Annotated in this window: 13 protein-coding genes; 6 read left to right on the plus strand and 7 right to left on the minus strand. The window is 41.2% G+C overall.

Features of this window, described 5'->3' with window-relative positions; translation table 11 throughout:
- Positions 1-77 precede the first annotated feature (77 nt).
- The 3 genes from gcvP to DBR11_RS15730 all read right to left on the minus strand — a co-directional run bounded on the left by gcvP (position 78) and on the right by DBR11_RS15730 (position 4342).
- Positions 78-2957 carry an aminomethyl-transferring glycine dehydrogenase gene (gene gcvP / locus DBR11_RS15720; RefSeq protein ID WP_108553608.1) on the minus strand — a complete coding sequence of 960 codons (2880 nt, stop codon included), beginning with the start codon at positions 2955-2957 and terminating at the stop codon, positions 78-80.
- Between the two features lie 81 nt (positions 2958-3038).
- Positions 3039-3611 carry a hypothetical protein gene (locus DBR11_RS15725; protein WP_108553609.1) on the minus strand — a complete coding sequence of 191 codons (573 nt, stop codon included), beginning with the start codon at positions 3609-3611 and terminating at the stop codon, positions 3039-3041.
- Between the two features lie 11 nt (positions 3612-3622).
- On the minus strand, positions 3623-4342 hold the full coding sequence (locus DBR11_RS15730) for a pyridoxine 5'-phosphate synthase (RefSeq protein ID WP_108553610.1): 720 nt from the start codon (positions 4340-4342) through the stop codon (positions 3623-3625).
- 76 nt (positions 4343-4418) lie between these two features.
- On the opposite strand from DBR11_RS15730, the gene DBR11_RS15735 reads away from it, so the two are divergent.
- Positions 4419-5360: a polysaccharide deacetylase gene (locus DBR11_RS15735; RefSeq protein ID WP_108553611.1), complete on the plus strand. Its 942-nt coding sequence runs from the start codon at positions 4419-4421 to the stop codon at positions 5358-5360.
- Between the two features lie 33 nt (positions 5361-5393).
- Here the strand turns inward: DBR11_RS15735 and ahcY are convergent, their stop codons facing one another.
- Complete coding sequence (gene ahcY, locus DBR11_RS15740; RefSeq protein ID WP_108553612.1) at positions 5394-6710, minus strand: adenosylhomocysteinase; 1317 nt, start codon at positions 6708-6710, stop codon at positions 5394-5396.
- A 307-nt stretch (positions 6711-7017) separates the two neighbouring features.
- Here ahcY and DBR11_RS15745 point away from each other — a divergent pair, with 307 nt between their 5' ends.
- Positions 7018-7428 carry a BrxA/BrxB family bacilliredoxin gene (locus tag DBR11_RS15745; protein WP_108553630.1) on the plus strand — a complete coding sequence of 137 codons (411 nt, stop codon included), beginning with the start codon at positions 7018-7020 and terminating at the stop codon, positions 7426-7428.
- A gap of 52 nt (positions 7429-7480) precedes the next feature.
- Here the strand turns inward: DBR11_RS15745 and DBR11_RS15750 are convergent, their stop codons facing one another.
- The 3 genes from DBR11_RS15750 to folP are packed head-to-tail and all read right to left on the minus strand — an operon-like array spanning position 7481 to position 9754.
- A complete protein-coding gene (locus DBR11_RS15750) occupies positions 7481-8017 on the minus strand; it encodes an SRPBCC family protein (protein ID WP_108553613.1) in 537 nt (178 codons plus the stop codon).
- A 54-nt stretch (positions 8018-8071) separates the two neighbouring features.
- Positions 8072-8863, minus strand: coding sequence for a diadenylate cyclase CdaA (cdaA, locus tag DBR11_RS15755; protein WP_108553614.1), 792 nt, complete (start codon positions 8861-8863; stop codon positions 8072-8074).
- Positions 8864-8896: 33 nt separating this feature from the next.
- Complete coding sequence (gene folP, locus DBR11_RS15760; protein ID WP_108553615.1) at positions 8897-9754, minus strand: dihydropteroate synthase; 858 nt, start codon at positions 9752-9754, stop codon at positions 8897-8899.
- 55 nt (positions 9755-9809) lie between these two features.
- Here folP and DBR11_RS15765 point away from each other — a divergent pair, with 55 nt between their 5' ends.
- From DBR11_RS15765 to DBR11_RS15780, 4 genes are read left to right on the plus strand one after another with little or no spacing between them, the layout of a single operon-like run.
- Entirely contained in the window at positions 9810-10352 is a 543-nt protein-coding gene (locus tag DBR11_RS15765; protein WP_233260777.1) for a DUF1599 domain-containing protein, read from the plus strand.
- Positions 10353-10354: 2 nt separating this feature from the next.
- Complete coding sequence (locus tag DBR11_RS15770) at positions 10355-11506, plus strand: BT_3928 family protein (protein ID WP_108553616.1); 1152 nt, start codon at positions 10355-10357, stop codon at positions 11504-11506.
- Positions 11507-11508: 2 nt separating this feature from the next.
- On the plus strand, positions 11509-12564 hold the full coding sequence (locus DBR11_RS15775; protein ID WP_108553617.1) for an ABC transporter permease: 1056 nt from the start codon (positions 11509-11511) through the stop codon (positions 12562-12564).
- A 4-nt stretch (positions 12565-12568) separates the two neighbouring features.
- The gene (locus tag DBR11_RS15780; protein WP_108553632.1) at positions 12569-13075 is read left to right on the plus strand and encodes a shikimate kinase; all 507 of its coding nucleotides are present in this window, start codon (positions 12569-12571) and stop codon (positions 13073-13075) included.
- Positions 13076-13079: the final 4 nt, after the last annotated feature.

A 13079-nucleotide genomic window follows, 5' to 3' on the forward strand; every position in this document is an offset into this window, starting at 1 on the left:
ATATAAAATAGATTGAATTGTTAAAAAATAAAAAAAGGCCATTTAAACTTAAATGGCCTTTTTTTATTTTGATGCATTTAGACTAGCGTTTCTTCCATATAGCTTTCAATAGGAGGACAAGCACAGACCAGGGAACGATCTCCAAAAGAGTCGTTTACCCTTCCAACGGATGGCCAGAACTTGTATTCAGCTACATATGGCAGAGGGAATGCTGCTGTTTTTCTGCTGTAACTGTGAGACCAATCATCGCCTGTGACAACGGCAGCAGTGTGTGGCGCATTCTTTAATGCATTATCTGTTTTATCACTGTTACCGTTTTCAATGGCCGTAATTTCTGCTCTGATGGCAATCAAGGCATCACAGAATCTGTCTAACTCGTGTTTAGGCTCGCTCTCTGTAGGTTCTACCATTAAGGTTCCCGCAACCGGGAAAGATACTGTTGGCGCATGGAAACCATAATCCATTAATCGTTTAGCAATATCGACTACCTCAATACCAAAGTTTTTGAATGATCTGCAATCCAGGATCATCTCGTGTGCACAACGGCCATTGCTACCTGTATATAAGACTGGATAGTGTTGCTCCAGACGGGCTTTCATGTAGTTTGCATTCAAAATTGCGTATTGTGTGGCATTCTTTAATCCTTCACCGCCCATCATGGCAATATAAGCATGTGAGATCACCAAAATGGATGCAGAACCCCATGGAGCAGAAGAAACAGCATGGATGGATTTGCCCTTGTCGATATCTACAACAGCATGACCAGGTAAGTAAGGAACCAGGTGTTTGGCTACGCCAATTGGTCCCATACCAGGGCCACCACCACCGTGAGGAATACAAAAAGTCTTATGTAGATTCAGGTGGCAAACATCAGCACCTATAGTACCAGGGCTGGTCAGTCCAACTTGTGCATTCATATTGGCTCCATCCATATAAACCTGACCGCCATTTTCATGTATGATGTTACAGATATCGATGATACTTTCCTCAAAAACACCATGTGTAGAAGGGTAAGTAACCATCAAGCAGGAAAGGTTCTCTTTATTTTCTTCAGCTTTGGCTTTCAGATCTTCCACATCAATGTTTCCGTTCTCCAGAGATTTCACAATAATGATCTTCATGCCGGCCATTGCAGCAGAAGCGGGATTGGTTCCATGTGCAGAAGCCGGAATTAGAGCGATATTTCTCTGATGATCTCCCCGGTCCTGGTGATAAGCTCTGATCACCATTAAGCCGGCATATTCGCCTTGTGCACCAGCATTTGGTTGCAAGCTCATTGCTGCAAAGCCAGTAATTTCACTTAACCATTTATCAAGTTCATTGAAAACAGTATAATATCCAGCCACCTGATCAGCTGGCGCAAAAGGATGGATTTGTCCAAATTCAGGCCAGGTTACCGGGATCATTTCCGTGGTTGCATTCAGTTTCATTGTACATGAACCCAAAGCAATCATAGAATGACAAAGAGAAAGATCTTTGGTTTCCAAAGATTTAATATAGCGAAGCATCTCATGTTCAGAGTGATGCTTGTTGAAAACAGGATGAGTGAGATAGGATGAATTGCGCTGTAGTGCAGAAGGAATAACAGTTTCAATACTGCCTTCTGCCAATTCGGCCTGATCAGCAGGAATTCCTTTTACCTTAGAAAAGATTTTGTTTAATAATTGGATGTCTTCGGCAGAAGTTGTTTCATCTAAAGCAATGGTTACAATACCACCTTTATAATTTAAATTGATCTCATTGTCTATGCATTCCCTGTGAATAGAATCTGCCAGATCTCCCAGATCAAGCTGAATGGTATCAAAGTAAGCACCGTTCAGTTGCTTATAACCGATCTTTTCCAGAGATTTAGCCAAAGTAACGGCTAAACCATGAGTGCGTTCAGCAATTAATTTTAAGCCTTTAGGGCCATGGTAAACTGCATAAAAACCAGCCATAATAGCAAGTAAAGCTTGTGCAGTACAAATATTGGAGGTCGCTTTATCCCTGCGGATGTGTTGTTCTCTTGTTTGCAATGCCATACGCAATGCATAATTATTATTGCTGTCTATGGTTACACCAATAATACGACCCGGGATTGATCTTTTATATTCATCTTTTGTAGCAAAGAAAGCAGCATGAGGTCCGCCAAAACCCATTGGTACACCAAAGCGCTGGGTTGTTCCAACTACAACATCAGCACCCCATTCTCCCGGAGGTGTTAATAGCGTTAAACTTAAAAGGTCAGCAACAACGGTAATCTTTACATTCTTTTCATGAGCTGTTTTAGCAAAACCTGTATAGTCAAACACTTGTCCGTTTCCCGCAGGATATTGAACAATAGCACCAAAGAACTCCTCATTTAGATCAATTTCCTCGTGATTTCCGATCACTAGTTCTATGCCAAAAGGATTGGCACGTGTAACCAGAATATCGATGGTTTGAGGGAAAAGTAATTCGGATACGAAGAATTTTTTAGCCTGCTGGTTTTTACGAAGGCTGTATTGCATGAACATAGCCTCAGCAGCAGCTGTTCCTTCATCCAGTAAAGAAGCATTTGCAATTTCCATTCCGGTCAGGTCAATCACCATAGTCTGGAAATTCAGTAAAGCCTGAAGGCGGCCTTGTGCAATTTCTGCCTGGTAAGGAGTGTATTGCGTATACCATCCTGGATTTTCCATTACATTACGTAAGATAACCCCAGGTGTGGTTGTATTGTAATAACCCTGCCCGATATAGGATTTAAAAACTTTGTTTAAAGAAGCTGTTTGTTTTAAACTGCTCAGGTAATCCTTTTCAGATTTAGCCTTTGGTAAATTCAAAGGTTGCTTTAACCTGATTTTCTGAGGAACAGTTTGTTCTATTAATTCGTCAATAGAGCCCAATCCAAGCGTATGTAGCATCGCTTTGGTATCTTCCGTATTGGGTGCAATGTGACGATCTTTAAAGTCTTCTTTGTAATGAATATTTAAGCTCATGAATCTTTGAATAAAAAGTTGCGCAAAGGTAATAAAAATACCCTTAGCCCTGGTTGCCCAAAACGATTATAAATGTATATTTTACGATTCGCCAACCAAGATCCAACCTTCTTCTTTTCTAAACTTTAACTTATAGGTTTTGGTGAGGAAGCTTGCTGGAGAGCCTTTCGCTCTTAAAAAGACAGTAAAATCATTGGCTTTCTTTTTAAGGCTAACCGTTACTCTGGCAATTCTGGCATCTCCTTTAATCAGTTTTACTGGTTTTTCTTCGTCCAGAACATAGTCCAGCGCTCGTATCGTTGCTTTGCTTGCGTCCTGTTTGAGCACATAAGGTTTGGACTTGTCTGTCAATAATACGGTATAAACGTATACGCTGTCCTTAGATAAAAATCTTTTTTTCTGTTGATCAAGGTTCATTACAATCAAACCTTTTTCTTTCAGTTCTTTGTACTGACCAAGCGCTACTGCATCTTTCCTGCCTCTGAATTTTACCTCCCCTATATCTAGTTTTATACTCTCATATTCTGGATTGGTTTGAAGGTAATTTGATATGACTTCTGCGGCGGTACTTTCCTCTATGCTTCCGCCTTTTTTACAGCCGGAGATCAGGAACAGTAATGCCGAAGCAAAGAAAAATGCAGATAGCGTCTTCATAGAAATTTAGTTTAATCTTTTAATTGTCTCAAATACATTTGAACGGTATTTTCCAAACCCAGATATAAAGCATCACTAATCAGGGCATGGCCAATACTCACTTCCAGTAAAGCCGGAACCTGCTGTGAAAAATATTTTAAATTGTGCAGATCCAGATCATGTCCGGCATTGATGCCCAGACCAAGCTCTACTGCTTTTTCTGCTGCTGCTACATAGGGTGCAACTGCCTTAGCTTTATCTTCATGGTACTCCCTGGCGTAAGCTTCAGTATACAATTCTATCCGGTCTGTGCCCGTTTCGGCTGCAGCTTCCACCATGTCCAGAACAGGATCAACAAATATAGAAACCCGGATGCCTTCACTTTTGAAGAGGCCCACCATTTCCTGCAAGTAAACCTGGTGTTTTATGGTATCCCAACCATGGTTAGAGGTGATCTGGCCTTCGGCATCGGGTACCAGGGTAACTTGTGCAGGTTTATTTGCCAGCACCAGGTCAATAAATTTTTGTTCCCTGCAGTTTCCTTCAATATTAAACTCTGTCGCAATCACAGCCTTCAGGTCAAAAACATCCTGGTAACGAATATGTCTTTCATCAGGTCTGGGATGCACTGTAATGCCTTCCGCTCCAAAACGTTCACAATCCAGGGCTACTTTAACCAGATCCGGGTTATTACCACCTCGACTGTTGCGAAGGGTGGCTATTTTATTGATATTTACAGATAGTTTTGCCATATACAAAGATAAACTTAATCATTAAATGAAGAGATATCCATTTTTTCTAAACACTTTTTTAAGCTGCGTTTTTTGCATGCTCTTTGTCATTTCCTGTCTGGGGCAGCCAGGCATCAAAAATTATAAGCAATTCTACGGGATGCTTCGCGATCAGAATAAAGATTTGCTGGTGCTGAGGAAATTTGAACAGGAGGGAAGAACACAGTATCTGGTCACCGATCCACAGGAGCTGGATACCAGAATACTGTCTGCTGCTGCTGAGGCTGTAAAACCTCTTACCTGGGCTCAAGCCATGGATACTTTTAAGGAGACTCCATACGTAAAAGCAATTGAAGCTGCCCAAATGAAGGAAATTCCTTTACAGGATGCGGGAATTATTCATGGTTTTCCTAAAGAAAAAGGAATTACTTTAACCATTGATCTTTGTCCATCGCATAAACCTCTGGACCGGATTATATTTACCTCTCTGATAAAGGAGTTTCAGAAGACTGAAAAACCGGTACCCCTGGCGCTTTCCATTACCGGAAGATGGATGCTGACCCACAATGATGACCTGGACTGGTTGAAAAATCTGGTGAAATCTGGAGATATTTCCATCACCTGGGTAAACCATTCTTACAATCACCGGGTTAGCCCAACCGCGCCTTTAAAGGTTAATTTTTTACTGGAACCAGGTACTGATATGAACTTTGAGGTAATGGGTACTGAGCTGGCGATGCTGCAGCATGGCATCATGCCTTCTGTTTTTTTCCGTTTCCCGGGACTGGTTTCAGATCCTAAATTGATCAGCAAGGTACTGTCCTATGGATTAATTCCTGTAGGAAGTGATGCCTGGCTGGCCAAAGGTCAAACCGCCAGTTCCGGGAGTATTGTTCTGATTCATGGAAACGGAAATGAGCCAATTGGGGTTAATGATTTCATCAAACTCCTGCAAACCGAGCAGAAGTCAGTAAAGGACAAACAATGGATGATGTATGATCTCCGGGAAAGTGTGGAGGATGAATTTGGAGGGAAATAAAAAAGGAGCTGCAGTCGCAGCTCCTTTTTTAAACTAGTATCTGTAAGTATCCGGTTTGAAAGGACCTTCAACAGGAACACCAATATAATCTGCCTGATGCTGATCTAAAACATCAAGTTCTACACCAATTTTAGCCAGGTGTAAACGAGCTACTTTTTCATCCAGGTGCTTAGGAAGAACATAAACTTTGTTTTCATACTGATCTGTATTGGTCCAAAGTTCCAGCTGAGCTAAAGTCTGATTGGTGAAAGAGTTGGACATTACGAAACTTGGGTGTCCTGTAGCACATCCTAAATTCACTAAACGACCTTCAGCAAGTAAAATAATATCTTTACCATCTATAGTATATTTATCTACCTGAGGTTTGATCTCTACTTTAGTATCACCATAGTTTTTATTTAACCAGGCTACATCAATCTCATTATCAAAGTGCCCGATGTTACAAACGATGGTTTTGTCTTTCATAACTTTGAAGTGCTCTGCACGAACGATGTCACAGTTACCTGTAGTTGTTACAACGATATCTGCTTCTTTAACCGCGGTCGCAAATTTCTTTACTTCATAACCTTCCATTGCAGCCTGAAGGGCACAGATCGGATCAATTTCTGAAACAATGACACGAACACCCTGGGAGCTCAAAGACTCAGCAGAACCTTTGCCCACATCACCGTAACCAGCAACAACAGCTACTTTACCAGCCATCATAACGTCAGTAGCTCTGCGGATCGCATCTACAAGAGATTCACGACAGCCATATTTATTGTCGAATTTAGATTTGGTTACAGAGTCATTCACGTTAATTGCAGGTAAATGCAATGTTCCGTTTTTCATGCGCTCATATAAACGGTGAACTCCGGTAGTGGTCTCTTCAGAAAGTCCTTTGATACCTGAAATCAGTTCAGGATATTTATCAAATACCATATTGGTTAGGTCACCACCGTCATCTAAAATCATATTTAACGGTTGACGCTCTGGTCCGAAGTGTAAAGTTTGTTCAATACACCAGTCAAAATCTACTTCGTTTAAACCTTTCCACGCATAAACCTGGATGCCGGCAGCAGCAATTGCAGCAGCAGCATGGTCCTGGGTAGAGAAAATATTGCAGGAAGACCAGGTAACTTCGGCACCTAATTCTACCAGCGTTTCAATTAGAACAGCCGTTTGGATCGTCATGTGAAGGCAACCTGCAATGCGGGCGCCTTTTAAAGGTTTAGATGGGCCAAATTCTGCACGCAGTGACATTAAACCTGGCATTTCTGCCTCTGCAAGTTCAATTTCTTTGCGGCCCCATTCTGCCAGTGAAATGTCCTTAACTTTGTAAGGAACGTAAGTTGTCTCTACTGATGACATATTATAGTTTTTTAAGTTTTTGTTTTGCAGTCAGTTATGTTGTTATTGGTGTGCGGTTGCCTGCTATTTACCAGTCTTTAACGAAACTGCCTGTTTTTCAGGGACAAAATTACACAATAGTTTGGCCAAATTCAAAAGGCGCTGATGGTGTGACTATAACATGATAAACAAAAAAGAATTATTGTTTTCTATCAAAGTAATTTGAAGGTAAAAACTAAGTTGCTTTAGAGCCATAACTTTGATGCTATAAAGCAGTGCCGTACCTTTGTACCAGTTAAGATTTAAAATAACCAAAAAACATAAAGATATGTATCCTGAATATTTAGTTGAACCGATGCGTGCAGAGCTGACCAAAGTTGGTTTTGAAGAGTTAAAAAACGCAGAAGAAGTTGACAGCGCCATCAAAACTGAAGGAACTGTATTTGTCGTTGTAAACTCTGTATGCGGTTGTGCAGCCGCCAATGCGCGCCCTGCGGCAAGAATTGCAGCTGCCAATGAAAAACACCCGGATAAACTGGTTACCGTATTCGCAGGGATGGAAAAAGAAGCAGTAGACAGAGCAAGAGGTTATATGATGCCTTTTCCACCGTCATCGCCCTCAATGGCATTGTTCAAAGATGGCAAATTGGTGCACATGATCGAACGCCATCAAATTGAAGGGCGTCCTGCACAAATGATCGCAGACAGCTTGATCGGTGCTTTCGAGCAATATTGCTAGAACGATCCTTTTAAAAATATAAGGACTAACTTGATGAGTTAGTCCTTTTTTATTATTCCAATATTCCTTTCAGGTTGTTTAAGCCAATCTGAAGATCGCCTCCAATCATTTTATCCATGCTCATGCAAAGTAACATTAGATTCATCGGATAATTCATTTTTCCATTAAAGACCCAGGTTACTTTAGTTGAGTTCAGACCCGCATCTTCTGTTGTCATATAAGCAGAACACGTAGATTCGAAGGGTTTAATGAACCGGATTTCTGTATCTATTCTTTTGCCCTCCTGGAGGCCCTTAATCTCCTGTTCACCCTTTCCAACATCTTTTTGATTACTGTCCCAGGCAGAGACAAATCCTACAGTTCCGTCTGTTCCCCGAAACTCAGTTTTCATTGAAGGGTCCATTTTTGCCCACTTACTAAAGTTATTTTGGTTCTTCAGGTATTTGATGTAATCATAAACCTGTTGCCGTGGTTTGTTGATTACGATATCCCGTTCTACGGTATATTCTTTTTTTACAAAAATGGCAACAACAAGCGCCAGAACCACCAGGCCCAGCACTGTGAATAGAATTCCTTTTAAGATCTTCATTAGATTTTGATTTGGTTATACCAATATAATAAAGATTTCAGACAGTGTAATTAGTTAAAAGTCCTTATTCAGCAGTTTCTCCAGTTCACCAAAGGAAACATTCATTCTAACCCTTCCTTGTTTTGCATAGGCAATTTCACCAGTCTCTTCAGAAACAATAACCGCTACGGCATCTGTGTTTTCTGAGATACCAATCCCTGCCCTGTGGCGCAAACCAAACTGAGGAGGGAGGTTGTCATTATCTGTTAACGGAAGGATACAGCTGGCACTCTTTATTTTATTTTCTGCAATCACCACTGCACCATCATGAAGCGGACTATTCTTTTGGAATATACTCTCCAGTAAACGTTTAGAAATTTTAGAATCTATAATTTCACAGCTGTTGGCAAAAAGCTGGTCATCGTAAAATTTTACAAAAACAATCAGTGCACCGGTTCTAGACTTCTTCATACTCTTGCAAGCATCAATAATCGGTTTAATCCGCGCCAGATTATCTCTTTCAATTTCTTTATTGCCAAACAAATAACCCCACCAGGCTTTATTCTTCTGCAGAAATGTGTTCTTTCCGATCAGTAGTAGAAAGCGCCTGATCTCCGGTTGGAAGATCACAATCAATGCGATAATTCCCACACTCATGAATTTGTTGATAATGGTAGAAAGCAGTCTCATATGAAGTGCATCCACCACATAATACAGCAATAAAATGATCAACATCCCCAGCAACAGATTCACTGCAAGTGTGTTTTTGATCAAACTATAGACATAGTAGATCAGTAGCGCGACAAAAATGATGTCGATAACATCTGTAGGTGTTATTTTTAGGAAATCGAAGTCAAAACCTTTCATTGTTGACAAGTTAGTGAATTTTTTAACCAAGCATCAGGCCTGTTGCATTTTTTCAATAAGGGTAATGCATTCCCGGGCTTCACGTACATCATGCGCCCGGAGTATCTTTGCTCCTTTTAGCAAAGAGAGGGTATGAAGGACTGTCGTTCCGTTCAGTGCCTCAGCAGGTGTAGTATCCAGTGCCTTGTAAACCATAGATTTTCTGGAGAAGCCTACAAGCAGCGGCAATCCAAAGAGATGAAGATCCTCCATTTCCCGGAGCAGCTGGTAATTGTGCTGTGGGTTTTTAGCGAAACCAAAACCTGGATCCAGGATCAAGTCTTTAACACCCATTTTTTTTAACTTTTCTACCTTATCCACAAAGTAATCCACAACTTCCAGGGTTACGTTTTGATAGGATGGAGACTGCTGCATGTTTTGCGGCGTACCTTTCATGTGCATCAGGATATAGGGAACGTTTAAAGCCGCAACTGTATGGAACATATCGGGATCCAGTTCGCCTGCCGAAATATCGTTGATCATATGGGCCCCGGCTTCAATCGTTTTCCTTGCCACTTCCGCGCGAAAGGTATCGATAGATAAAAATGCCTGCGGAAATTGTTTGCAAATTGCTTCAACCACGGGCACTACCCGGTCTATCTCTTCCTGCGTGCTGACATCCTTGGCGCCCGGTCTGGAGGAATATCCACCTATGTCAATAAAAGAAGCTCCTTCCTGAAGGTATTTTTCTGTTCTGAGCAAGGCATCATCTATGCTGAAATTTCTGCTTTCCCCGTAAAAAGAATCCGGAGTGATGTTCAAGATTCCCATCACATCGGGACTGGTCAGATCTACCAGTTGCCCTTGCAGGTTTAATGTGTGCTTTCGGTTTAAAAATGTATCTTTAGCCATTGTTTGGTACAAAAATACAGTATTAAACAGCTTTAAACTAAATATTTTAATTGTTTTGGCAGCAAATACTTCACAAGAATACGATTCAGTAATTGCGGTTTGTAAATCGCTTTTTTTAAAAAAAACAAAAGATTATGGAACAGCCTGGCGCATCCTAAGGCCGGCATCTATTACAGACCAGATCTTTATCAAAGCTCAACGCATCCGGACACTGGAGGAAAAGAAAATTTCGAAGGTAGGAGAAGATATCACCTCAGAATATATTGGGATTGTAAATTATTGCGTCATTGCACTTATGCAGCTGGAGCTTACAGAGGAAGATCCTTATGAATTGGAATTCAGTAAAGTAGAAAAGTTGTATGACCTGTATGTTCAGGCAACCAAAGACCTCATGTTTGCCAAGAATCATGACTATGGCGAGGCCTGGAGGGATATGCGGATCAGTTCTCTGACAGATCTTATCCTGATGAAGATCTTAAGGGTTAAACAAATTGAAGACAATAAAGGACAAACCCTGGCTTCCGAAGGCATCAACGCCAATTATCAGGACATGTTAAACTATGCAGTTTTTGCGTTGATCAAATTAGACGTTAAATAACCATGAGTAAATTTTTTTTAAACTTTTCGAGAATATTTGTTGGTATACTGTTTATTTTCTCCGGTTTAATTAAGGCCAACGATCCACTTGGATTTGGTTATAAACTCCAGGAATACTTTGAAGTTTTCCACATTCCATTTTTAAGTGGTATTGCAACTGGAATCGCTATTTTTCTATGTGTCCTGGAAGTTGTTCTGGGGGCCCTGCTACTGCTCGGCTTCTGGGGAAAAAAAGTCGGTACTGGTCTGCTTGCCATCATTATATTTTTCACCTTTCTTACCTTTGTTTCTGCAGCATTTAAAGTGGTTACCTCCTGCGGGTGCTTTGGCGATGCTATTCCTTTAACACCATGGCAGTCTTTCAGTAAAGACATCATCTTATTGATCCTGATTGTTTTTATTTATAAGCACAGAGGAAGTCTACAGCCTGTTTTAACTAAAACGATGCAGCAGAAAACTGTGTCTGCAGTCATCATACTGGCTGCATTGATCTTTCCTGTATATACCTATAGCTGCCTGCCGGTTCTGGATTTCTTACCCTACAAAGTAGGGGCAAACCTGCCAGAGCTCATGAAGATCCCCGAAGGAGCTGCACCCGATGAGTATCAGCTCATGTACCACATGAAAAACAAGAAAACAGGAGAGAAGAAAGACATTTCAGATAAAGATTATCTGAAAACAGAAATCTGGAAAGACACCACCTGGGAGATTGTTGGGGAGCCAGACAAAAAACTGATTAAAAAAGGATATGAGCCCAAGATTAAAGATCTGGTGATCAGTGATGCCTCTGGAACAAATTACACAAAAGAACTGATAGAAAACCCTTATTATAACCTGATCATCGTTGCTTATAACCTAGACGATGTCAATGAAAAAGCACTAGCTAAATTGAATGCACTTGCCCTCAATGCGACTGAGCAATTTAACATCAGAACAGTACTGCTTACTTCCAATTCCGCACAAGATGCGGATGCGATGAGCAAAAGAATGAAATTGTTTACAGAGATTTTTTATGGTGATGCGGTACCTTTAAAAAGTATGGTACGGGCCAATCCGGGAGTTCTGCTGCTCAAGAATGGTGTGGTGATCAATAAATGGCATTACAATACAGTCCCTTCATTTAATACTCTGGCAGATCAATATTTCAGCAAATAGCCATGTTTCAATACGCCCTTAAAAAGCTCCTTTATGGGCTTGCAGTTATTGCAGGGGTAGTTGTAGTGGTTTTTATATTGTTTAATATTTTGCCTGGTGATCCTGCACGGATGACCATGGGACAGCGTTCTGATGTTCAGTCGCTGGAAGCTGTACGAAAGGAATTCGGTCTGGACAAATCCAAACCAGAACAATTTCTGCTGTACGTCAATGATCTTTCTCCACTCTCTTTTCATGAAAAAACAACAGAAAATCAACAAAAGTACCATTATGTAAAGCTCTTTCAGATGGGTGCAAACGTAGCGGTACTGAAATGGCCTTATTTGCGGCGTTCCTATCAAACCAAACGGGATGTAACGGCTATACTCAGAGAAACGGTACCCAATACTTTTATTCTTGCGCTCACAGCCATGATTGTAGCCACCATAGCCGGTATCTTGTTAGGAGTCGTGTCTGCACTTTATAAAGACACCTGGGTGGATAAGACTGCAAATGCACTGGCCGTCCTGGGTATCTCTGCGCCAGCTTTTTTTGCCGGTATTATCATTGCCTGGTTGTTTGGCTTTGTGTTAAGTGATTACACGGGATTAAACATGTCAGGTAGTCTGTACAGTTATGACCCTTTTAAGGGAGAGGTGATGACCTGGAAGAATTTAATCCTGCCTATGTTTACACTTGCCCTGCGTCCGCTGGCCATTATTGTCCAGCTTACCAGAAGCACCATGCTGGATGTACTCTCGCAGGACTATATCCGGACCGCAAGGGCCAAAGGTTTGCCCCGTTATACCATTATTTATAAACATGCACTTAGAAATGCACTCAATCCTGTTATTACCGCTGTTTCAGGCTGGTTTGCCTCCTTATTGGCAGGATCCTTTTTCGTAGAATACATTTTTGGATATAACGGACTAGGGCGGGCAACAGTGAATGCATTGGAAATGTCCGATTTTCCGGTGGTGATGGGCTCTATATTATTTATAGCTTTTATATTTGTAGTGATCAATATTTTAGTAGATGTATTATATGCCCTTGTTGATCCAAGGGTTAAGCTTGTATAAAAAAATGAAGATATTCTTAACAGGATTTATGGGTTGTGGAAAAACCACGCTAGCTAAAAAATTATCTGCCCGGCTGGAGTATGAACTGGTAGACCTGGATCATGAAATCGAAAAACAAGCAGGTACAAGCGTGGGTGAATATTTTGCCGTACATGGAGAATCAGCCTTCCGGGAGCTCGAAAGCCAAACTTTAAAAACCTTCCCATATCAGGGAAATTCAATTATAGCAACCGGCGGAGGTACGCCTTGCTATTTCGACAACATGGACTGGATGAATGTAAATGGCCTTACCGTTTATATTGAAATGTCGCCGGTGGCCCTGGCCAAACGTTTGGAAAACGGAAAAGCCAAGAGGCCGCTGTTGAGAGATCTTGATGAACAGGGGATTGTCGATTTTATTACACAAAAACTGGAAGAAAGAAATCCTTTTTACAAAAAAGCGTCCCTGGTGGTTAATGGCATCAGTCTGACTGCCGAATCCCTGGAATCCTTGCTTTTTGCAGTGGGTTAATGAC

This window comes from Pedobacter sp. HMWF019 (genome assembly GCF_003061025.1).
Taxonomy (GTDB): Bacteria; Bacteroidota; Bacteroidia; order Sphingobacteriales; family Sphingobacteriaceae; genus Pedobacter.